Origin of the sequence: Luteolibacter sp. LG18, from assembly GCF_036322585.1 — a bacterium.
GTDB lineage: Bacteria > Verrucomicrobiota > Verrucomicrobiia > Verrucomicrobiales > Akkermansiaceae > Luteolibacter.
The window spans coordinates 1368094-1390021 of sequence record NZ_AP024600.1 but is presented as its reverse complement, the minus strand read 5'-3'; the positions used below and the strand labels follow the sequence as shown (position 1 = coordinate 1390021).

The window sequence follows — 21928 nt, the reverse complement described above, 5'->3', positions numbered from 1 at the left end:
TTCCCGCATGACGACAGATTCCACGCCTCCGCCCGCTCCGCAAGGGGGCTTTCGCCATGGCCGAAATAGTGACGGCGGACCCGTAGGTCCACCGTCACCAAGGGGCAGGAGGGAAAGGATTCAGCGGCGGCGGCGGATCAGGGCGAATACCCCCAAACCGCCGATCAGGGCCGCCGAGGGCTCTGGGACCACGGTGAAAGCGGTCGTGTTCGGCTCCGTCGAGGCGAAGTTGCCATCGCCCGGGTTGTTCCAATTCGCGATGTTGCCCACCGCCGATTGGTAGCCGGCGAAGGTGGTCTGGCCGGTGCGGGCACCGGTGTATTCGGCGTAGTCGCCGCCGGTGCCGATGTTGAGCTGGATGGCGGTGGCGCCGAGCGTCAGGCCGGTGCTGGTGATCACGCCTTCCGCGGCGGAGAAGGTGGTGGTCGCGATCGCCGCCAGGAACTGGGTCGGCGTGTCGGCGGCCGTGCCGAGATAGGCGTAGATGGTGTCGGCACTCTGGCTGATGCCGTAGTTGGTGCTGCCGGAAACGGTGGCGCGGCTCAGCGTGCCCACGGTGGCCGCCAGGCTGGTGGTGTCGACCGCCGAGAAGCGGATCACGGTGCCGGCGGTGATGGCGGTGATGGCGGTGGCCCCGCTGGCCCATTGGAAGTAGCTTTCACCGGTATTGAAGGCTCCGCCGCTGCCGATGGCGCTGCCGTTCCATTCGTTGTCGGTGAAGTAGATGGTGGTGCCGGGAGTGATGTCCTGGAGGGTCACCACCGCCCAGCCGTCTTCATCGGCATTGATGGCGGTGAACTGAATGCTGGCCGCGTGAGCGCCGCCGGTGGCCGCGGCGAGCAGGCCACAGCACAGGAGATGTCGGAAGGTCATGAGGGGGGGAACGGTGGGAGGAGTTCCGCGAAACCGGTCCGGGGAAGGTCGGTGCGGAATGGGGGGAAAGGCGGTGAGGGAGATGCACCGGATGGAGAGCCGCGGGCAGTCCGGATGGGTGACAAATCCGTGAGGGATCGCGGGCGGTGTTCCGCGCTGGCCCCCGTCCCGGTCCCGCGCCATGGTTTCCCCATGGCCATTGAATCGTATGACGGCATCTCGCCCGTGATCCCCTCCTCCGCCTACATCGCGGGCAGCGCCGATGTGATCGGCCGGGTCACCCTGGGCGAGGAATCGAGCGTCTGGTACCACGCCGTCCTGCGCGGCGACATCAATGAGATCACCATCGGCCCGCGCTCGAACATCCAGGACAACGTGGTGGTCCACCTCGCGGACGATTACGGCTGCCACGTCGGCGAACTCGTCACCGTGGGCCACTCCGCCGTCATCCACGCCTGCACGATCAAGGATGAGGTGCTTGTCGGCATGGGAGCGATCATCCTCGATGGCGCGGTGATCGGGGAACGCTCGATCATCGGCGCGGGCGCGCTGGTCACCGGCGGCACCATCATTCCGCCCGGCTCGCTGGTCATCGGTTCGCCCGCGAAGGTGGTGCGCACCCTTTCGCTCGACGAGCAATCGAAGGTGAAGTCGTGGGCCGAGAAGTACGTGACCGTCTCGCGGAAGTATCTCGCGCGCTGAGGTGTTTCGAAGGCAGTCAGCAAATCTGCGTCTCAAAACTCCGGGCCATTTCAGACAGAATTAACAGAATTTTTCAGAATTAACAGGAGGCATGGAAGCCAGCATGGTTTCGCTGCAACCGTCTCCTCCTCTCTATTTTTAAATTCTGCAAATTCTGTTAATTCTGTCGAAATCCAGCTCGCGGAATGGGTATGCGGCACTTTCGTGTCCTTCACGCTTCGACCGGTTCCACCGGGGGCAGCCCGGCGGTTTCCTCCGGGGTGAACACCCGGCTGTCGACCAGGAACCGGAGGCCGAGCGGGATCTCCAGCGAGAAGCTGGAGCCCCGGCCCGGCTTCACGTCGATCGTGAGCTGGGTGTGCTGCCAGCATTCGAACTGGGACCTTTCCATGTAGAACGGGCAGCCGTGGATCTCGCCGAGTTTCACGTCGGACCGTCCCAGCCGGAACTCCCCCGCGGCGTAGCACATCGGCTGCGAACCATCGCAGCAGCCGCCGGACTGGTGGAACATCAGCGGTCCGTGGACGGCGCGCAATTGGTCGATGACCGCGGCGGCGGCATCGGTGATGAGGACGCGGGAGGGCATGGAATTGGAGAGTTGAAGGTTGAGAGTAAGAAAGGAAAGAGTAAGCGGAATGGACGCCGCGCTCCACGACGACAGCACGACGTCCAGTTTCTGACTCTCAACCATTCACTCTCAGCTATTTTCAAAAGAACCCGAGGGCCTTCTTCGAATAGGACACCAGCATGTTCTTCGTCTGCCGGTAGTGGTTGAGCATCATCTTGTGGGTTTCGCGGCCGATGCCGGATTTCTTGTAGCCACCGAAGGCGGCGTGGGCGGGATAGAGGTGGTAGCAGTTCACCCACACCCGGCCCGCTTCGATGGCCCGCGGGACGCGGTAGAGCTGGTGAGCATCGCGCGTCCACACCCCCGCTCCCAGGCCGTAGAGCGTGTCATTGGCGATGCGGATGGCGTCCTCCTCGTCCTTAAAGGTGGTGAAGCTCGCCACCGGGCCGAAGATCTCCTCCTGGAAGATGCGCATGGTGTTGTGGCCGCGGAAAATGGTCGGCTGGACGTAGTAGCCGCCCTCGATGCCGCGGTGGATGCCGCCGCCACACAGCACCTTGGCGCCTTCCTCCCGGCCGACGTTCAGGTAGCTCTGGATCTTCTCGTATTGGTCGTTGGACGCCTGCGCGCCGACCATGGTGTCGGTGTCGAACGGATCGCCCAGCTTGATTTTCCCCACTCGCTCCACCAGCCGTTCGGCGAAGGACTCGGCGATCGATTCCTGCACCAGGATGCGGCTCGGACAGGTGCAGACCTCGCCCTGGTTCAGCGCGAACATGGCGGCACCCTCCAGGCACTTGTCGAAGAAGTCATCGTCGTCGTCCATGACGCTCTCGAAGAAGACATTCGGCGACTTGCCGCCGAGTTCGAGGGTGACGGGAATGATGTTCTCGGACGCGTACTGCATGATCAACCGGCCGGTGGTGGTTTCCCCGGTGAAGGCCACCTTCTTGACCCGCGGATGCTGGGCCAGTGGCTTGCCGGCCTCCGGGCCGAAGCCGTGGACGACATTGAGCACGCCGGGCGGCAGCACCTCCTTGATCAACTCCACCCATTCCATGATGCCCACCGGGGTTTGCTCGGCGGGCTTGAGCACCACGCAGTTTCCGGCAGCCAGGGCCGGGGCGAGTTTCCACGCGGCCATCAGCAGCGGGAAGTTCCACGGGATGATCTGGCCGACCACGCCCAGCGGCTCGTGGAGCTGGATGCTCACGGTGTCCGGATCCAGCTCCGAGATGCCGCCCTCCTCGCCGCGGATCACCCCGGCGAAGTAGCGGTAGTGGTCGACCACCAGCGGCAGGTCCGCGGCCAGCGTCTCGCGGATCGGCTTGCCGTTGTCCACGGTCTCCACCCGCGCGAGGTGGACGAGGTGGTCCTCGGTGATCTGCGCGATCTTCAGCAGCAGGTTGCTGCGGGTGGTGACCGAGGTGTTCTTCCAGCCGCCCTCGAAGGCCCGCCAGGCCGCGTCGACCGCCAGATCGACGTCCTTGTCGTTCGATCGCGCGACTTCGCAGAGGACCTTGCCGTCGACCGGCGAGGGGTTTTCGAAATACCGGCCATCGACCGGTGCGACATACTGGCCGCCGATGAAATTGAGGTAGCGGTCTTTCAGCGTTGGACGTTCGTGGAGCATGTGGATGGTGGTTTGCGGAAACACGCATGCGGCCGCGGAAAAACCTTCCTCCACTCCCCATGCGATACCACGAGACGCCCCGCCATGAAAGGTGTCAAGGAACGAGGTTTCCCACCCGCCTGCCGAAGTCCAAAAGATCTTGAGCATTTCGCATCCGCCCGCGGCGGGCGATTGTTCCGCGGGCCGCCACTTCTACTTGGCTCGCTGCCTAACAGGCTGCATATTCCGAGCGATGTCCGATCTCGTCCGTGTCGAACCCGTGGCGCTGCTCCCCACCCAGGCCGGTTGCGCCGTGTTCCTGGGGGACGGCCAGAAGGCGATCGTGTTCTACATCGATCCGGCGGTAGGAGCCTCGATCAACACCTCGATGGCGGGCCAGACGCCGCCGCGGCCGCTGACCCACGACCTGTTCCTGCTGGCGCTGGAGACCTTCGGCGCGAAGGTGGCGCGGATCGTCATCGTGCGGGTGGAGAACGACATTTACTACGCCCGCCTGATCCTGGAGGCGGAGAACGAGATCATGGAGCGGAAGATCGTCGAGCTGGACGCCCGCCCGAGCGATTGCCTGGCGCTGTCCGTGCGCTGCGGGGCACCGGTTTTCGTGGTCCGGGAGCTGTGGGAGTCCCTGCAGGACATGTCCGCGGTGCTGGAGGAGATGCGGGAAAAGGGCCTCGGCTTCGGCGATCCGGAGCACGGGTGAGCGTCCGGTGGGTTCCCGTGCCCGCGACTGCCACTTGCACGCCGCCGATTCCCTTTTAGGGTGGCTGCATGCCTTCCATCGCCTCCCTCCCAGATTACCTCCACGAGGAGATCCTGCTTCACCCGGAGAACCGGAAGTTCCCCGCCTTCGACCTCGTCCGGCTGCTGGGCACCGTGTTCAAGCCCACCGAGGGGTGTCGGGTCTGTATTCTAACGGAATTTGAAGATCCGGCCCTGCTGATCAAGGACTTCGCCTTCCTCGGCCAGGACGGCTTCCCGGTGCAGAAGAAGGCCCACGAGGTGTTTTACCAGGGCCTGAAGAACGGCGGCTTGGAAGCGCTCGGCATGACCGGCGGCGAGATGTTCGCCTACAAGTCCACCCACGGCTCGAACCTCGACCTGGCTGACGACGTCTGGGACACCGCCGGCAACCACCTCTCGCTGGACCGGGACATCTACCCAAATTACGACCTGATCCTCTGCATCTCGATCTTCTCCGCCACCGCGCCGCTCACGGCGAAGGCGAAGGAGTTCGGCTTCCGCGGAGCCACCCTGCACGGGCTTAATGACGTCATCCTCCGCTCCGGCCTGGCCGTGGACTACCACGAGGTCTCCCGCGACGCGGAAAAGCTCCGCCTCGCCCTGACCAAGGCGGACGCCATCGAGATCGATTTCGCCCTCGAGGACGGTCGCGTGCTCACCGCCTGGCTCGGCCTCGATGCCCAGGAAGCCCAGAAGTCCCACGGCCTTTGCCAGGGCAAGGCTCCGGACATCGCCAACCTGCCCGCCGGCGAGGTCTATTTCGTGCCCGTGGACGCCCGCGGCCAGTTCCCGATGAAGTACGAGGACGGCACCCTCGGCGTGCTCGAGGTGGTCGACCGCTGCATCATCCGCTCCACCCTCATCGCGGGCAACCAGGCCACCATCGACGCCCACAACGCCCGCCTCGCGGATGACCCGATGACCGGCACGCTCGGCGAGCTCGGTTTCGGCACCCAGGTGCTGCCGGTCTCCGGCGCGGACATCCAGGACGAGAAGGTGCTCGGCACCTGCCACCTCGCCACCGGCCGCGACGACCATCTCGGCGGCGACATCGTGCCGGAGATGTTCAAGAAGCACGAGAACTCGACCCACGACGACATTCTCTTCGCCCCGCACAAGACGCCGAATTTCAATATCAGCCAGGTCCGCATGAAGCGCGGCGCGCAGGAGGAGGTGCTCATCGAGAACTTCCGGCCCTCGCGCTACCTCATGGAGGCGCTGGCGAGCGGTCTCTGAAGGAGTCGAGGCTTTAGCCGAGGAAGGTCTTCCGGGAGGCGGAGTCTCCGGAAGACCTTTTTCTCAAAGCGCTCCACATGGACGCTGAGCCCTTTGTCAGACAGAATTAACAGAATTTTCAGAATTCACGAAATGGGTGGAGACTTCGGTCTGTGGAAATCGCCGACCAAACTCACTCTGTAAATTCTGACAATTTTGTGAATTCTGTCCAAATCCGAGCTTCTTGCCATCACACCTGCCCTGCCTCTAACAGATGCCGAACATCTACGAAACCGACAAGCTCCTCTCCGAGTATCTCCTCTTCCACTACGGCAGCGACGCGGAGATCCTCGGCGAGCGGGCTGGCAATCCGGCCTTGTCCTCCGCCCTCGGGTTTCCGGTCCGCACCGCCTCCCGCTTCACGCCGGGCGAGGTGGCGCGCGGGTTGGACCTCGGCTGTGCGGTCGGACGATCCACCTACGAGATGTCCCGTAACTGCGCGGAGGTGACCGGCGTCGATTTCTCCGCGTCGTTCGTGTCCGCGGCGGAAACGCTGCGGGATGGCCACAGTCTCCGCTACGCGCGGCTGGAGGAGGCCGCCGTGTCCATCGGCCTCGTCGCCCAGGCCCCGGAGGGCATCGACCCGGCGCGCGTCCGCTTCGAAACCGGCGATGCCATGGACCTGCGCGCGGATCTCGGCTCGTTCGACCGCGTCCACGCCGCGAACTTGCTGTGCCGCCTGCCGGAACCGCGGCGCTTGATCGATCGCCTTCCCGATCTGGTCCACCCCGGCGGCGAGCTGGTCCTCGCCACGCCCTGCACCTGGCTGGCGGATTTCACCCCGCCGGAGAACTGGCCGCCCGGCTCCACCTTCGATTGGCTCCAAGACTCCCTGTCCCCGGCGTTCGAGCTTCTCCACGCCCAAGACGAGCCGTTCCTGATCCGGGAAACCGCCCGGAAGTTCCAGTTCACGTTCTCGCTGTTGACGCTCTGGCGGCGGAAGCGAAAGCCGGTTTGATCCGGGCAAGCGTCAAGTTACGTTGTTGTCACCGAGGATCTTTCATGGCGTAATCCTTTCATTGTTAACTGAAAGGGCGTTTGTTATTTTTTTAAAATGAGGTGGACCCCCGCAAAGGCATGGTCCAGCTTGCCGGACGTCTTTGGAAAACCCGCCTTCGACGTTCGTTCGCATGAAAACCCACCCCCTCGCAGGCCTGGCCTGCTATCTCGTCGCGTCCGCGTGTCTGGATGCCACCCCTGTCACCATCGGGGACCCTTCGTTTGAAGGGAACTCGCTCGCCGCCAGCGGCTACAGCACGAACATCGGTCCGGAGTGGACCGGCACCAACGGCCAGAACAGCGGCAACGCCTTCGAGGAGTATATCACCGGTTTTGCGTCCAGCGGCACCGACCATCTCGGGATGGAGTTGAACTATGACGTCTGGCAGGACCTGGGTGTCACCTACCAGGCGAACACGCGCTACACGCTCACCGTCGGCTGCGGCAACCGCACCGGCAACACCCAGCCGGGGAACCAGTCCGAGTATCATCTCGCGGACTCCACCGGCGCGGTCCACGCCACCGGCCTGTTCAATGCCTCCACCCTCACGGCGATGACCTTCGCCGATGCTCCGGCGCTGGTGTTCGATACGCCGAACGATCCCACGGCGGTCGGGAAAACGATCCGGATTCTGCTGCGCTCCCGCGGCACCGGCCGGTCCCATTTCGACAACATCCGCCTGGATGCCCAGACGCTGATCCCGGCGGGCGGCGCCACCGTGGTGAACAACCCGGCCACCGCCGTGACCGCGACCACCGCCACGCTCAATGGCAGCATCACCGCGATCGGGAACGACGCGCCAAGCGTGACAATTTTCTGGGGCCCGCAGAACGGCGGCATTACCCCCGCGAACTGGGCGCACTCGGTGACCTTGGCGGGCACCTGGAGCGGCGATTTTTCCACCAGTCTCAGCGGCCTGACCCGCGGCACCGCTTACTATTACGCCGCCCGCGCCACCAACAGCGCCGGCGATTCCTGGGCCCAGCCGGCGGGCAGCTTCGAAACCGATCCGCTGCCCGCGGCGGTGTCGAACCTCGCGGCCACCAACGTCGGCGCCACCAGTGCCACCATCGGCGCGCAGGTGACCGATGATGGCGGCGAAGCTCCGGTGGTGACGCTCTACTACGGCACCACCGATGGCGGAACCGCCCAGGGGGCGTGGGCCAGCTCGATGTCCCTCGGCACCCTCACGACTTCGGCCACCACCAACCTGGCGGGCCTGACCTCGGGGGCGACCTACTACTTCCGCGCCTACGCCCAGAACTCCGGGGGCAATGCCTGGGCCGCCGCTTCGGGATCGTTCAGCACGCCGGTGGTGGTCCTGCCGGTGGTGGAGACCCGGTCCGCGGACGGCGTGACCGGCAGCACCGCCACCATGAAGGGCGAAGTTACTTCCACCGGTGGCAGCGTGCCCACGATCACCCTGTTTTATGGCCCCAGCGATGGCGGGACCAACCCGGGCTCGTGGGCAAACACGGTTTCGCTCAACACCCAGAGCGGCGAGTTTTCGAAGTTCGTCACGGGTCTGAGCCCCTCGACCACGCTGTATTACCGCTTCCGCGCGGTGAATGCCTCGGGCACGGCCTGGTCGGCGGACGCCGCCAGCTTCACCACCACCGCGTTGGTGCCGACCACGGCGGTGATCAATGAGTTCCACTACAAGGCGGCGGATGACACCAGCCTCGAGGAGTTCATCGAACTCTACAATCCGGGTGACACCTCGCTGGATGTCTCCGGGTGGACGCTTTCGAGCGCGGTCACCTACACCATCGGGGCGACGGTCAGCATTCCGGCCGGCGGTTACCTCGTGATCTGCCAGGATCCCGCGACGATGTTGTCGAAGTTCGGCGTGACCGCGCTGGGTCCCTGGAGCGGCAGCTTGAATTCGTCCGGCGAGAAGATCGTGCTGAAAAACGCGGGTGGCACCACGATCGACAGCGTCGATTACAAGGTCGGCTTCCCGTGGCCCACGGCTTCGGCGGGGGGCGGCAGCTCGGCCGAGCTCGTCAATGCCACGCTCGACAACGACCTCGGCGGCTCGTGGCGGGCCTCGGGTGCCGGCGCGACCACTCCAGCCACCTACATCGCGGCCGGGGCCACCGGTTGGAAATACAAGAAGGGCACGGCGGAGGCTTCCAGCCCGGTCGAGGCTTGGCGGGACACCGCCTACAACGACAGCGCCTGGACCACCGGCACGGCGGGCTTCGGTTACGCCGGTGGCTACACCCTCGGCACCACCCTCAGTGACATGAAGGGCACCGGGGCCAGCAACTACAGCACCCTCTATCTGCGGAAATCCTTCACCATCACCCAGACCCCGCAGAAGCTGCTGCTGCGTCTGAAATACGACGATGGCTGCGTGGTCTGGATCAACGGCCACGAGGTGGCGCGCAAGTCCGCCGCCAGCGGCCAGCTCGCCTACACCGCGCTCGCGACAACGGATCATCCGGCCTCGGCGTTCGAGGAGGTGACCATCGATCCCGCGGATTCGGTGCTCGTCGGCGGCACCAACGTGATCGCCGTGCAGGGCCTGAACCTCACTAAGAACAGCTCGGACTTCTTCTTCGACCTGGAGCTCAAGGAGGTTCCGGCGGTCAGTTCCGTGCCCACGCCCGGCGCGAAAAATTCGGTTTACCGAGCCCCGAACCTGGTGGCCCCGCAGGCCCGCCAGGTGGCGCATTCCCCAGCCCAGCCGGTGGCGAACCAGCCGGTGACCATCACCGCCCGCATCACCGATCCGGATGGCATGGGCGCGGTATCGCTGGCCTACCAGACGGTGAATCCCGGCAGCTACATCCGCCCCACCGATGCCGCCTACGCCACCGGCTGGACGTCCGTGACGATGGTGGACGACGGTACCAATGGCGACGTCACCGCTGGTGACTCCACCTACACCGCCGTCATTCCCGGCACGGTCCAAACCAACCGGCGGCTGGTGCGCTACAAGGTCACCTTCGCCGACGCGCTGGGGAATTCCCAGACGGTGCCCTACGACGACGACGAGCAGAAGAACTTCGCCTACTACGTTTATGACGGGCTGCCGTCCTGGCAGGGCGCGTTCCGCCCCGGCACCACCGCCGTGCAGACATTTTCGCCGTCCGTCCTGAACACGGTGCCGGTCTACACCCTGGTGGCGAACGGCACCGACGTCATCAACTGCCAATACAACAGCGGCTACGACGAGACCCGTTTCTACGGCACCTTCGTCTACGACGGCGTGGTGTATGACAACATCCAGTTCCGCAACCGCGGCGAGGCCTCGACCTACGTTTCGGGCAAAAACAAGTGGCGCTTCTACTTCAACCGCGCCCGTGACCTGGTGGCGAAGAACAACCTCGGCCAGCCATATCTTGAAACCTGGGGCTCGTTTTCCGCGAACGCCTGCGCCTCGCCTTGGTGCGCGGTCCATCGCGGCATGGCGGGCGTCGAGGAATCCGTTTCCTTCAAGGCCTTCGCGCTCGCCGGGATGCCCTCGCCGAACACCCACTACTACCAGTTCCGCGTGGTCCGCGGCGCGACCGAGACCCCGGCCGCGGGCACGACCATCGCCGATCCCATCGGCACCGCCGACGGCCAGTACGCCGGGGATTTCTGGGGCCTCTATATGGCCATCGAACAGATCGACGGATCCTTCCTCGACGAGCGCGGCCTTGCCGATGGCAACGTCTACAAGATCGAGAACAGCGCGGGCGACAAGAAGCACCAGGCCCCCGGCCAGGCCGTCGATTCGTCCGACTGGAACACCTTCCGCGACACCGGCGCCAGCACCCAGACAGAGGCCTGGTGGCGGGCGAACATGGACGTGAACAACTACTACACGTTCCACGCCATCAACCGCCTGATCGGCAACGTCGACCTGCGTGGCGGCTACAACCATTACTACTACCACCGTAGCACGGACAACCGCTGGCTGGTGATCCCGTGGGACGTGGACATGATGTTCATCCCGAAACGCCACTGGACCACTACCCTCAACGGCACCGCCTACCCGGGCGTCATCGCCGCCCACAAGGCGCTGCTGGACAATCCCGCGCTGGCGCTGGAGTTCCGCAACCGCGCCCGCGAGATCCTCGACCTGATGGGCTCGGACAATACCCCGAACGGCGGCCAGATCGGCCAGCTCATCGACGAGTTCAGCCAGATCGTGAACCCCGCCGGCGCGCCGCTCACCCTGGCGGATGCCGACGCGGCGATGTGGAACATGCACCCGCGCACCCAGGGCACCGATGGCAACCACAGCGGCCAGACCAACCACAAGGGGAACTTCTACTACTCGCCCTTCAGTGACAGCCGTTCGGGCGGTTCGTGGACCCGCTGGCTGAAGAACACCTCCTACACCGGCGTGGCCGAGCACGAGGACCTGATGAACTACCTCCGCGACTACGCCACCAACACCTGGCCGGGTGGCGCGTGGGCGGCGAACAACGGAGACCAGCGCGGCTACGGCTACCAGTACCTCGCTTCCGAGGCCGCGGACGCCGCCGCTCCGAACAAGCCGGTGATCACCTATTCCGGAGCCCCCGGCTATCCGGCGGATGCCCTGTCGTTTTCCGCCTCCGCCTTCAGCACGCCGGGCGCGGGCACCTACACCGGCACCCAGTGGCGCATCGCGGAGATTTCGGCTCCCGGCATCGCGGGCTACACCGCGGGCACCGCGCGGAAGTATGAGATCCAGGCGACTTGGTCGCTTTCGAACACCGGCACCACGGCGCTGATCCCCTCCTCCGCCCTCGGCGCAGGCAAGACCTATCGGGCCCGTGTCCGCTACGTGGACAGCACCGGCCGCACCAGCTCGTGGTCGAACCCGATCCAGTTCTCGGCCGCCACGCCCACCAGCACGCTGGTCCACTACTGGAATTTCAACAACACCGCCTCGCTGGCCACGCTCATCACGGCGAACAAGGGTTACGGCACGGTGACCCCGCAGTTGATCGCCGGGTCCACCTACGAAAGCGGTACCGGCCAGGGCTTCGCCGCCGCGAACGCGCGGAACGGGGATACCGCCCTCAGCCATCTCCGGTTGAACAATCCGATCGGCTCCTCCCTGACCTTCGCGCTGCCCACCACCGGCTACTCGAACATCGTCGCCGCGGTGGAGGTCTTCCGGTCCGGTTCTGGCGCGGGCACCCAGAGTTGGAGCTACACCACCGACGGCACCAACTACACCTCCTACGGCACGGTGACGGTGTCGTCCACGGCACCGGCCATCGCGGAGTTCGATTTCCGGGCGATTTCCGCGGCGAGCAACAATCCGAAATTCGGGTTGAAGGTGACCTTCAGTGCGGGTGCCGGCGGCACGGTCGGCAACAACCGTTTCGACAACTTCACCGTCACCGGCTACCCGATTCCCGGCACCTATGCGAATTGGATCACCACGGCTTTCGATTCGTCCCAGCAGGCGAGCACCGCGGTCTCCGGCACGGACGCGGATGCCGATGGCGACGGCCGTTCGAACTTCATGGAGTTCGCCCTCGCTTCGCTGCCGCTCTCGAAGGATCTCGCCGATGTGAAGTTCGCCTGGAGCCAGGATGGCGCGACCCGTTATCCGGGTTTGAAGTTCAAGCGTCCCGTCGGCATCAGCGGCGCGCTCTATGAACTCCGGGCCAGCACCGACATGATCACCTGGAACACCGTGTCCACCACTCCCGCCAGCACCACCGCCCTCGGCAATGGCAACGAGGAGGTGGTGATCCGGGACATTCAGACCGACGCCCAGCCGAAGCGGTTCCTGCGCCTGCGCGTGACACAGGTGCCGTGATCACAGTGGCACCTCGTGATACTCCAGAGCCCACTCCCGCATGAACCGGACACGCCCCGGCGTGATCCGGTAGATCACCAGTGCCGGGTTGTCCGGGGTGCCCAGATAGGAGCGCAGCAGCGGGTTCTTCTCCCAAATCGCGGCGAGCAGCGCGGCATCCGTCTCCACGGCGGCGGTGCCGGTGATGCGCACCTGGTCGTGGTTGGGATCGAGGTAGCACAGCTCCACCTTCGGATTGGCGGCCATCTCGATGGTCTTGTGGTAGCTTTTCAGGTTGGCCACCCAGATCGTGAAGCCCTCGGTCTTCACCGGTGAGACCGGGCGCAGCCGCGGCTGCCCGGCGTCGTCCGTGGCGAGCATCGGGAACTTGGCGGCCTTCATCGCCGCCAGCGCGAGCTCGGGCAGGCGGGCGGGATCGACAGGCTCCGGTCGGGGTTGTGCCATGATCCCGACGATCCGCCGGAATTACCGAAATGTCCAATGTCAGGATGCCATTTGCCCTGTTAGGGGCTGGTGGGACTTTTGGCATTGCGTGGAGGTGGTCACGCGTGTCCCGTGTCGGCCTGTCACGGAGATCCGGAATCCTCGCATGTCTTTCCCGTCGTCGATCGCCTGTCTTGCGGCCTCATGGCTGTGTGTTGTCACTTCGGTGGGCGTGGCGGCGGTTGAGGTTGCTCCTCGTGCGACCTTCGATTTCGTCACCAAAGGCGGAATCCGTTATCCGGGCGTCCGCTTCAAGCGTTCCGCCACGGTGGCGGGTTCGAATTATGAACTGTTGGCCGCGTCCACACCCAGTGGTCCTTGGAGCACTTGCTTTTCGGTTTTGGAGCCGGTGGCGGGCAGCTCGGATGAGGTCGTTCTGCGACAGGCAGCCGTGACCTCCGGAGCGTACGGGTTCCTGCGTCTGAAGGTCTCGTCCGCTACCGCGCCCGCCCCGGCCGAATACACGATCCAAGGGCCCGTCACGATGGGAGAAATGGTGACCGTGGGACGGGCGTCGTGGCAATCGGACTCCAGCCCGGCGATCCGCTATCAATGGTTGTTGAACGGAGTGGCGATTCCCGGTGAGACCCGCTCCTGGCTGGTGGTTCCCGCCGCGGATGGCGTGCTGAGTTGCGAGATCACGATTTCGGACGGCGGACAGGGTAGCGTCATCCGGACCGTCGGCACTCCGATTCCGCAGGCCCCGTTTTCCTTTCGCTGGCGTCTCGATGGCGCGAGGGATTTCCCTTCGGTGGGCGAAGGCGCGGTCGTTCCGCAATGGACCGGCACCGGCATCAGCTCGGCGGTGCAGGATCTCGCCACGGCGCGTCCGGTCTACCGGAACCATGCTGTGACCTTCGATGGCAACGACCATCTCTCCTTCCCGATGTGGGAGGGCGGCATCGGCGGGAGTTGGACGATCGCGGCACTCGCGAAGTTCGATAATCCCTCCATCCCGGATTACGGCACCTTGTGGGGCGCCACCTCGAACCGGGCTCTCGAGACCTTTCATTTCAAAAACGGCCTGGGCCTCATCACCGGGACGGAGAAGGAGGCGTTCGTGGCCTCGCCCGGGTTCGGCCTGCTGCTTCCCAATGACAATTGGCGCAAGGTCGTCATGACGAGCGAGGGTGGAACGATCCGGTGCTGGATCGACGGGGTGGGCCAGAGCACGGCGGCGACGACCGGGGTGGCAGCCTCGTTGAGCGGGGCGTTCCGTGTCGGCAAGGGCCGCGATGGCAGTGCCAACGCGCCTTTCTCCCTGCGCTGGCTGGCATTCTATCCCTCCAGCCTCAATGCCGCCCAGTTGGGAGCCCTCTCGACCTATCTGGAGGGATTGAAGGAAGGACAGTCTCCGCCCACCACCCTCTTCATCGAAGGCGGGCAGAGCAACCACCAGGTCTCGCACGCCACCACCAGCGGCATGCGGGCCGCGGCCTTCCCCAATCCTTCGTTCGCGGTGGATGCCGGCACGGGAGGGACGCCGCTCTACTACTGGTGGAGTTTCGTCCACAATGATCCTCGCCAAGGCATGGGGGTCTGTCCCGAGATCGATGTGTCGGCGGCCCCCGTCAATTCCGTGGCCCGGCAGGCGGCGGGCAAGTTCAGGGGACAGGCCACGCTGGATTCGTGGAAGACCGCCCTGGAGGGAATCGCCGCGAATCCGCGCCGCCAGGTTTTCGTCCATTGGTCGGAAGGCGAAACCGCCACTGGCGATAGCCGTTACACCTGGCTGCCCAATACCGACGGCGACTGGTCGCTGGTCATGAAGGACGCGTATCAGAATGCCGACGATTACCCGACCCTGGCGGCGGGCTGGAACGCGCACATCCGCACCACCTACGCCTGTCCAGACGCGTTTTTCATCTACCACTTCGTCGCGTTTCCGGACGCGCTCCAGCCCGGCATGGTCCAGGAGGAAGGCATTGTCCGGAGAAACTGGAACCTCCGCCAGGCGATGCGGAATGACCCGCGGTGGCTGGCGAACGACATCACCGGCATGGAACGGGAGCCGGACAACATCCACCTCACCAGCCCGGCGACGAAGGCGGTGTCGTCGCCGGACACGGGCAGCGAGTGTTTCGGGCGAGCCCAGGTCCGGCTGGACCGGGCGGCGGCGCATCTGGCCACCCTTAGCTATGACGCGCGGATGCTGGCGATGCGGGCCATCGACATGGGCCAGGAGCTGACGGACGCCCAGATGGACGCGTGCGAGGCGTTCGTGGCCTCCCCGGCGTTCGGCCACCTGCATTCGCTGGTCGTTCCCGTGCTCGTGGCTTCGAACAAGACCTTCGACCAGCCCCGTGCCCGGCGCAGTAACCTGCTGGTGCACCTGTGGGATCGCTACAACACCAAGTTCGAAGCCGTCCAACCTCCCCGCACTTTGGTTCATAGCGAGCCGGGTGCCGATCCGGCCGCGATCCGTTCGGCGGTGGGTGCCTTGCTCACGGCTTGGGGGCTGCAGGATCAGATCGACGTGGTGGAAGATCTGCCGGATTTGAAGTAAGCAGCCCTGCTTTGCAACGGACACGGTTTCGTGCTGCAATGAGGAGTCATGAAAAATGTCCTTCTCCTGTGTGCCGGGATCGTGGTCTGCGCCGTGGCCCATGCCGACGAGCGCCCGGCGATCTATCCCTTCGATGTCACCCTCGGTGGCGTGAAGGCGGAGGTGAAACCCGGCAACCAGCTCTTCGCCGAGGTGCCGAAGCCGGTGACGGACAATGCCGTGCTGGCGCTCGACCACGAGGTGCCGATGCTCATCGTGAACGCGTTCCCGTGCAAGGAGGACGGCAGCGTCGAGGAAACCCAGGCCGCCGCGATCCTCTATGCCCAGAAGGTGAAGGAGGTGAAGCTGGATGCCACCATGGACAAGAAGAAGCTGGCTCCCGGCACCTACCTCGCCAACGTGGTGGCCGATGGGAAGACGTCCCGCATCGTCTTCACCGTGGCACCCGCGGAATCGAAGGTGAAAGCGGATTTCTCGAAGGTGCTCGGCTTCCTGAAAAAGAAGGCGGGCATCGAGTGAACTTCACTCCGCCGCGGGCCACGCCGTGTTCCGGATCGCCGCGCGGAAGGTCAGGCACAGCAGCACCACCAGCACCGCCTCGCCCGCGAGGAACCACTCGAACCAGCCGAGCGAGCGCGCCAGCGTGGCGAGGCCGCCTAGGGCCATCGCGCTGAAGAGGGCGAGTGTCAGCCGCGCCCCGCGTCCCGCCGCCCGCGCTTCCTCGGCGGGCATCGAGAGCGGGATCGCTTGGCCCACCGCGCCGGGGACCATGCCATAGGCGGGCAGGGCAATGATGCCCGGCAGCAGGAGCAGCAGGTTCGGCAAACCGCCCGGCAGCAGGAACAGGGCGAGCGCGCAGATGCCCAGGACCATCGGCAGCACCAGCAGCCACATCACCGCGTGGCGCGCGCCATGGATGAAAGGGGCCGGACCGGGAACCGGCGCGGCGCGGAAGAGGTCGGCGGCCTGCCAGTGCTGCGAGTATTGCAGCAGGCCCAGCGCCATCATTGGCAGCACGGCCATGTAGCTGCCGCTGAACACGATCCCGAAGCCGTTGCCGATCCGGCTGCTGCCCTGCAGGAAAAATACCAGCGGCATCACCAGCACCGGGGCCACTCCGGGATACAGCCGCAGCTTGGTTTCCCGGTCGCGCAGCATGTAGGCGGCGGTCAGCCGGAAGCCCTGGCGGGTGAGCGGATCGCGGAGCAGCCAGCACAGCGGCGGCAGCGCCATCAGGCGGTCCAGCCACTGGCGGCGTGCCGCCTGCCCGGGCCGCGCCGGGGCCGATTCGTTGAGAATTTGAACGCCTTCCTGATACGCGTCCGCCAGCTTGCCGAAGGCCAGCCACGGCACGACCAGCGTGGTGACGATCGCCAGTCCGCCAAGCCCGACCGTGACCGGCGTGACATGGCCGCCGAGGACTTCATCGAAGCCCGCGAACCACGCCGGTGGCAGCACCCAGATCCACCACTGGGCGGAGGGTTCACCGTGGAACATGTCGAGGTGGCGCATCACCTGGGGAATCACCTGGCCGCCGATGACGAGGCCGATCGCCATCACGATCTGCGCGCCGGTCATCAGGTTCTCCAGCTTCTCGCGGCCGAACCACCGCAGGCAGAGCTGGTAGGCCAGGACCACCCCGCTGGCGCACAGCACCGCCGCCATCAGCGTGGACAGGGCATGGGCCAGCGGAAACAGCGGGTTGAGCGAGAACCCCGCCACCAGGCTCGGGAGATTGAAGGCACCCGCCAGCCACAGCGAAACCTGCACCAGCACCGCCACCTTCGCCCACAGCACCGCGCGCGGGTCGATCGGCCGGTGCATCAGGATTTCCCCTTCCTCCTTGTTGAACAGGATCTCACCCGCCGAGGCCGCGATGAACATCCCGAGGAACACGAAGGTCATCCCATGGAGGTATAGCGAGAGCGTGAACGTCCCCTGCCCGTGCAGGAACAGCGCCAGCAACCCGAACAGGGTGTAAACCACCAACGTCATCGCGAGCTTCCCGCCCACCGACCGGGGTGCGGTTTCGCGGCGCAGCCCGCGGGAGGTGCGGCCACGCAGGAAGAGCGTCAGATACAGCTTCCGCAGCACCCGGGCATTGGAGGGCACCTCGTTCATGCGCGGAAGGTTTTCGCGAAGTCCTCGGCCTTCCGCTCCAGGTCGCTGCCGCCGGTGAGGTCCGTGAAGAGATGTTCCAGCGAGCGCGCGTGATGGGTGGCCACCAACTCCGCGGGAGCGCCGTCCACCTTCACCACGCCCTTGTCGATGATGATGACGCGGTCGCAGACACGCTCCACCACGTCGAGAATGTGGGAGCTGTAGACGATCGTCTTGCCCTCCTTCGCCAGCGTTTGGATGAGCGCCTTGAACCCGACCGCCGCGTTGGCGTCGAGGCCGTCGAGCGGTTCATCGAAGAACACCACCTCGGGATTGTGCAGCAGCGCGGCGGTGATCACCACCTTGCGGCGCATGCCTTTCGAATACGCGCCGAGCAGCTTGTCGGTCAGGGTGTCGAAGCCGAGGTCGAAGAAGGTGATGAACTGGCGGATCCGCTCGCGCGCCGCTGCCGCCGGGATGCCGTAGAGCGCCGCGATCATTTCCAGATACTCCAGCCCGCTGAGGGACTCGAACACCGCGCCGGAATCCGGCACGAACCCGACCCGCTGCTTCACCGCCATCGGCTCGGCGATCAGGTCATGGCCGCAGATCGCCGCCGTGCCCGAGGTGGGCACCAGCATGCCGGTGAGCATCTTCAGGGTGGTTGATTTCCCCGCGCCGTTCGGTCCCAGCAGGCCCACGATCTGTCCGGCCGGGATGTCGAAGGTCAGGGCATCGACCGCGGTCTGGGGGCCGAACCGTTTCGTGAGCGCTCGCAGCGAGATCATCGGTCCGGTTTCTGGCCGTTTTCCGGAACGGCGGCGATGATAAACGGCGTGATCGTTTGGAGTTAGAGGCGCCCCGCCCACGGACGCTTCGATTCCGTGATGTGCGGCGGGCGCAGGTAGAGCGGCTGCGGGCTGTCCGCGGCCCAGCGGGCGCGTTCGCTTTCCGGCGAACGCTGCCAGGCGTCCCACAGCAGGCGGGCGGTCGGGATTTCGCGGGTGATCTCCAACCCGGCCGGGAAGGGATCGCGGGCGGCGGTTTCGAAGGTCACGGCGGGGATCCCGGCTAGTTCGCGGGCAAAATCCGCGCCATCGATCAATTCCGGCTCACGGGTGATCCGACCCTCCTCGATCCGGGAGATCCAGAAGCTGCCGCGGCGGGCGTCCCCCACCACCCAGGCATTGCCATTGGCCGCCGAGGGGGCGGCGAGAATGGACGGCACGGCCACCGCCGGGCAACCCGCGGCGAGGGCGATTCCTTGGGCCGCGGCGATGCCGACCCGCGTGCCGCTGTAGCTGCCGGGGCCGCTACCCACCAGCACCCGCCCGATCGAGGTGGGCGGCAGGCCGTTCAGAACCTCGGAAAGCGGGCCGAAAAGCACCGCGTTGTGGCTGCGGTCGCTGCAGAATGCCCGTTCCGCCACCACGCCATCGGGACCGGCCAGCAGCAGCGAGGCGGTGGGAGCGGAGGTTTCGAAAACGAGCGTGTAGGAGCCGGGCACGGCGTGAGTTTACCCTTCGGGAAAGGTCTGCCGCCAGCCCGATCCTCAGAACGCGACATCGTCTATATTCTGTGAAAATCTTTGTTCATCTTCGAATGAATTTTAGCCACACGAATGGTGGTCCGCCCAATGCTTTCTACCTTGCGCCGACTCATGCGAACCGCTTTGTTCCGGGCGCTTCTTCGAACCATTTTCCCCACACTCATCGACCCATGACCACCACCTACGCAAAAGGCCTGGAAGGCGTCATCGCCAACGAATCCGCCCTCAGCAACGTGGAAGGCGCGGAAGGCCGCCTCAGCTATCTCGGCTACGGGATCGATACCCTCGTGGAGAATTGCTCGTTCGAAGAGGTCACCTATCTGCTCCATAACGGCCGCCTGCCGAAACAGTCCGAGCTGGACGCGCTGGAGAAACGCCTCCGTTCCGACCGCGAGCTGCCCGCCGGGGTGATCGATTTCCTCAAGGCCGCTCCGAAGGACGCCTCGCCGATGGATGTGCTCCGCACCGCCGTTTCGATGCTGGGTCTCTATGACGCCCGCGTCAGCATCGGTGAGCCGGACATCGCGAAGGACTCCGAGATCGCCCTCTCGCTGGTCGCGAAGACCCCGGTGATCGTCGCCGCCTACCACCGCTTCCGCCAGGGGCTGGAGCTGCCGCCGGTCCGCGAGGACCTCTCCGAGGCCGCCCACTTCCTCTACCTCATCACCGGTGAAGCCCCGTCCGAGGCTGCCACCCGCACGCTCGACGTGGCCTACACCCTCCACGCCGACCACGGCATGAACGCTTCCACGTTCTCCGCCCGCGTCACCATCGCCACCCTTTCCGACTTCTACTCCGCCATCACTTCCGCCATCGGCACCCTCAAGGGGCCGCTTCACGGCGGGGCCAACGAGGGCGTGATCCACATGCTCCAGGAGATCGGAAGCCTCGACAAGGTGGACGACTACGTGGCCGGCAAGATGGCCCGTAAGGAAAAGATCATGGGCATCGGCCACCGCGTCTACAAGGTGCTCGATCCCCGCGCCCCGCACCTCCGCAAGCTGGCGATCCAGCTCACCGAGGAGCTTGGCGAGCCGAAGTGGATCCAGATGTCCGAGCGCATCGCCACGATCATGCGCGAGCAGAAGAACCTGAACGCCAACGTCGATTTCTACTCGGCCACCGTTTACTACTCGCTGGGCATCCCGACCGACCTGTTCACGCCGATCTTCGCCATCGCCCGCACCGCCGGCTGGACCGCCCAAGTGCTCGAGCAGCTCCGCGACAACCGCCTCTACCGCCCGCTCACCCTCTACACCGGTCCGGTGGAACTGAAGGAAGTCGAGCCGATCGCGGAGCGGTAAGGAAGGAGTTGAGGCTTTAGCCGAGGAAGGTCTTTAGAGGGGGGCGGAGTCTGGCGAAAGACTTCCGCTCTTCGGCTCTCCAATCGTCCATTCCTCTCCGAAGTGACGAGGCGGTTGAAAAGTCACGTCACATTCGCTCTCCCTCCCAAGCGTGTTGCGCTTATCGCGACACGTCCTCACGGGCTTTCAAGCAAGCCCCGGGATGATGTCGAGGCTCGCCAGACTCCGCCCCCTCTAAAGACCCTCCTCGGCTGAAGCCTCAACTCCTCCCCGCCATCCGCTTCTGGGGGCGGGTCGCCGTGATCTCCGCGATCAGGCGGTGCAGGACCAGCCGGTGGTCGAGGCCGGTGGTGACCAGCGCCTGGTCCGCCTTGAGCGTGGCCTCCATCGCCGTCCGCAGGCCGTCCAGGGTGAAGGCCGCGGCCCCGCGCAGGGCGAGGAAGACGGGATAGACGTTCACGCCGCCGGTTTTCTTCTGCGGCAACCAGGCGCGCTCGATTTCCGGCAGCCGGTCGAGGGCTCCGGAGAACGATTGGTAGTTGTTGGTCGGGACCTTCATAGTGTCCCCCACCACCTTCGCCATGAACAGGTTCCGCACCGTGGGGATGATCGAGGCGCGGATGATGGCGATCGCGCTGTCCCCCTGTTCGAGCTGCTGGTCGATCAGGGCGATCGCACGGGCGGCGTCGCCCTTCTGGAGCGCGTTGCCGATCTCGAACACGATCCCGGCGCGGCTCAGCGGCACCATCGTGAACACGTCCTGCTCGGTCACCGTGCGGCGCTCGCCGAGGTAGAGGTCGAGCTTCTCCAGCTCGTTGCCGATCTGCTGGGTGGCCTCGCCCGCCAGCATCACGAACAGCGCCAGCGCGTCGGATTCAAAGCGCAGCCCCAGCTCGCGGGCGCGGTCGTCGACCAGCCGCGCCACTTGGTCCTGCCAGCCTTCGCGGCTGGTGTCGATGCGGTCGTGCACCTGCACGTCGGCGACTTTTTCGAGAAACTTCCAGAACGCCCGGCGCTTGTCCGGCGCGCTGGCGGTGACGAGGAACTTCACCCCGTCCGCGAGTCCGGCCTCCAGCACCTTCCGCAGCGCCTCCACGCCGGAAAGCGTGCGCTCGGACCGGCCGGTGACGTCGTCGGAGAGGAAGCTGGCGTTGCGCAGCCACACCACCTTGTCGCCGCCGAACATCGGCAGCGTTTGCAGCGCCTGGATGGTGGAGCCGCAGATCTCGTGGGCCTTGTCGGAATTGTCGGCCACCCCGTCGATGGTCTCGTGGGTGAAGCCATCGTCCACCCCGCCGGTCATCTCGCGGTAGAGCTCCAGGGCACGCTCCTTCACGAGCCCCTCGTCGGTGCCCGCCACGACGAACACGTTGCCGCCACCGGAGGATTTCGCTTTCGCTGCCACGCCCGGGATTTAGCGGCGGGGAGGAGGCAGC

Annotated in this window: 16 protein-coding genes; 8 read left to right on the top strand and 8 right to left on the bottom strand. The window is 65.4% G+C overall.

Annotated elements, in window-relative coordinates; all coding sequences use genetic code 11:
- Positions 1-120: 120 nt before the first annotated feature.
- Positions 121-873, bottom strand: a complete 753-nt coding sequence (locus llg_RS05820) for a PEP-CTERM sorting domain-containing protein (protein ID WP_338288718.1) — start codon at positions 871-873, stop codon at positions 121-123.
- A 192-nt stretch (positions 874-1065) separates the two neighbouring features.
- On the opposite strand from llg_RS05820, the gene llg_RS05815 reads away from it, so the two are divergent.
- Positions 1066-1575: a gamma carbonic anhydrase family protein gene (locus llg_RS05815; RefSeq protein WP_338288717.1), complete on the top strand. Its 510-nt coding sequence runs from the start codon at positions 1066-1068 to the stop codon at positions 1573-1575.
- A 211-nt stretch (positions 1576-1786) separates the two neighbouring features.
- On the opposite strand, the gene llg_RS05810 is transcribed toward llg_RS05815, so the two are convergent.
- Together llg_RS05810 and llg_RS05805 are read right to left on the bottom strand one after the other, a co-directional pair.
- Positions 1787-2161 (bottom strand): DUF779 domain-containing protein, encoded by a 375-nt coding sequence (locus llg_RS05810; protein ID WP_338288715.1) that lies wholly within the window; start codon positions 2159-2161, stop codon positions 1787-1789.
- A gap of 121 nt (positions 2162-2282) precedes the next feature.
- The gene (locus llg_RS05805) at positions 2283-3776 is read right to left on the bottom strand and encodes an aldehyde dehydrogenase family protein (protein WP_338288713.1); all 1494 of its coding nucleotides are present in this window, start codon (positions 3774-3776) and stop codon (positions 2283-2285) included.
- A gap of 232 nt (positions 3777-4008) precedes the next feature.
- On the opposite strand from llg_RS05805, the gene llg_RS05800 reads away from it, so the two are divergent.
- The 4 genes from llg_RS05800 to llg_RS05785 all read left to right on the top strand — a co-directional run bounded on the left by llg_RS05800 (position 4009) and on the right by llg_RS05785 (position 12550).
- Positions 4009-4476 carry a bifunctional nuclease family protein gene (locus llg_RS05800; RefSeq protein ID WP_338288711.1) on the top strand — a complete coding sequence of 156 codons (468 nt, stop codon included), beginning with the start codon at positions 4009-4011 and terminating at the stop codon, positions 4474-4476.
- Positions 4477-4544: 68 nt separating this feature from the next.
- Complete coding sequence (locus tag llg_RS05795) at positions 4545-5753, top strand: hypothetical protein (RefSeq protein WP_338288709.1); 1209 nt, start codon at positions 4545-4547, stop codon at positions 5751-5753.
- Between the two features lie 253 nt (positions 5754-6006).
- Positions 6007-6750: a methyltransferase domain-containing protein gene (locus tag llg_RS05790; protein ID WP_338288707.1), complete on the top strand. Its 744-nt coding sequence runs from the start codon at positions 6007-6009 to the stop codon at positions 6748-6750.
- A 172-nt stretch (positions 6751-6922) separates the two neighbouring features.
- Positions 6923-12550 carry a CotH kinase family protein gene (locus llg_RS05785; RefSeq protein ID WP_338288706.1) on the top strand — a complete coding sequence of 1876 codons (5628 nt, stop codon included), beginning with the start codon at positions 6923-6925 and terminating at the stop codon, positions 12548-12550.
- Here llg_RS05785 and llg_RS05780 read toward each other — a convergent pair whose 3' ends face one another.
- On the bottom strand, positions 12551-12994 hold the full coding sequence (locus llg_RS05780) for a pyridoxamine 5'-phosphate oxidase family protein (protein WP_338288705.1): 444 nt from the start codon (positions 12992-12994) through the stop codon (positions 12551-12553). It abuts the gene before it with no gap.
- A gap of 145 nt (positions 12995-13139) precedes the next feature.
- Between llg_RS05780 and llg_RS05775 the strand changes: the two genes are divergently transcribed.
- Both llg_RS05775 and llg_RS05770 read left to right on the top strand, forming a co-directional pair.
- Positions 13140-15539, top strand: a complete 2400-nt coding sequence (locus llg_RS05775; protein ID WP_338288703.1) for a LamG-like jellyroll fold domain-containing protein — start codon at positions 13140-13142, stop codon at positions 15537-15539.
- Between the two features lie 48 nt (positions 15540-15587).
- Complete coding sequence (locus llg_RS05770; RefSeq protein ID WP_338288702.1) at positions 15588-16058, top strand: hypothetical protein; 471 nt, start codon at positions 15588-15590, stop codon at positions 16056-16058.
- Positions 16059-16061: 3 nt separating this feature from the next.
- Here the strand turns inward: llg_RS05770 and llg_RS05765 are convergent, their stop codons facing one another.
- The 3 genes from llg_RS05765 to tsaB all read right to left on the bottom strand — a co-directional run bounded on the left by llg_RS05765 (position 16062) and on the right by tsaB (position 19146).
- Positions 16062-17660 (bottom strand): hypothetical protein, encoded by a 1599-nt coding sequence (locus llg_RS05765; RefSeq protein ID WP_338288700.1) that lies wholly within the window; start codon positions 17658-17660, stop codon positions 16062-16064.
- A complete protein-coding gene (locus llg_RS05760) occupies positions 17657-18427 on the bottom strand; it encodes an ABC transporter ATP-binding protein (RefSeq protein ID WP_338288699.1) in 771 nt (256 codons plus the stop codon). The genes llg_RS05765 and llg_RS05760 overlap by 4 nt, the downstream gene beginning before the upstream one ends.
- 62 nt (positions 18428-18489) lie before the next feature.
- On the bottom strand, positions 18490-19146 hold the full coding sequence (gene tsaB, locus llg_RS05755; RefSeq protein WP_338288697.1) for a tRNA (adenosine(37)-N6)-threonylcarbamoyltransferase complex dimerization subunit type 1 TsaB: 657 nt from the start codon (positions 19144-19146) through the stop codon (positions 18490-18492).
- Positions 19147-19358: 212 nt separating this feature from the next.
- Here tsaB and llg_RS05750 point away from each other — a divergent pair, with 212 nt between their 5' ends.
- Positions 19359-20492, top strand: a complete 1134-nt coding sequence (locus llg_RS05750) for a citrate synthase (RefSeq protein ID WP_338288694.1) — start codon at positions 19359-19361, stop codon at positions 20490-20492.
- 259 nt (positions 20493-20751) lie between these two features.
- On the opposite strand, the gene holA is transcribed toward llg_RS05750, so the two are convergent.
- A complete protein-coding gene (gene holA / locus llg_RS05745; protein WP_338288692.1) occupies positions 20752-21897 on the bottom strand; it encodes a DNA polymerase III subunit delta in 1146 nt (381 codons plus the stop codon).
- Positions 21898-21928 lie beyond the last annotated feature (31 nt).

Bases quoted from the DNA above. Each gene is read 5' to 3' on its own strand.
- llg_RS05820 (WP_338288718.1), bottom strand. From the start codon at position 873: ATGACCTTCCGACATCTCCTGTGCTGTGGCCTGCTCGCCGCGGCCACC.
- llg_RS05815 (WP_338288717.1), top strand. From the start codon at position 1,066: ATGGCCATTGAATCGTATGACGGCATCTCGCCCGTGATCCCCTCCTCC.
- llg_RS05810 (WP_338288715.1), bottom strand. From the start codon at position 2,161: ATGCCCTCCCGCGTCCTCATCACCGATGCCGCCGCCGCGGTCATCGAC.
- llg_RS05805 (WP_338288713.1), bottom strand. From the start codon at position 3,776: ATGCTCCACGAACGTCCAACGCTGAAAGACCGCTACCTCAATTTCATC.
- llg_RS05800 (WP_338288711.1), top strand. From the start codon at position 4,009: ATGTCCGATCTCGTCCGTGTCGAACCCGTGGCGCTGCTCCCCACCCAG.
- llg_RS05795 (WP_338288709.1), top strand. From the start codon at position 4,545: ATGCCTTCCATCGCCTCCCTCCCAGATTACCTCCACGAGGAGATCCTG.
- llg_RS05790 (WP_338288707.1), top strand. From the start codon at position 6,007: ATGCCGAACATCTACGAAACCGACAAGCTCCTCTCCGAGTATCTCCTC.
- llg_RS05785 (WP_338288706.1), top strand. From the start codon at position 6,923: ATGAAAACCCACCCCCTCGCAGGCCTGGCCTGCTATCTCGTCGCGTCC.
- llg_RS05780 (WP_338288705.1), bottom strand. From the start codon at position 12,994: ATGGCACAACCCCGACCGGAGCCTGTCGATCCCGCCCGCCTGCCCGAG.
- llg_RS05775 (WP_338288703.1), top strand. From the start codon at position 13,140: ATGTCTTTCCCGTCGTCGATCGCCTGTCTTGCGGCCTCATGGCTGTGT.
- llg_RS05770 (WP_338288702.1), top strand. From the start codon at position 15,588: ATGAAAAATGTCCTTCTCCTGTGTGCCGGGATCGTGGTCTGCGCCGTG.
- llg_RS05765 (WP_338288700.1), bottom strand. From the start codon at position 17,660: ATGAACGAGGTGCCCTCCAATGCCCGGGTGCTGCGGAAGCTGTATCTG.
- llg_RS05760 (WP_338288699.1), bottom strand. From the start codon at position 18,427: ATGATCTCGCTGCGAGCGCTCACGAAACGGTTCGGCCCCCAGACCGCG.
- llg_RS05750 (WP_338288694.1), top strand. From the start codon at position 19,359: ATGACCACCACCTACGCAAAAGGCCTGGAAGGCGTCATCGCCAACGAA.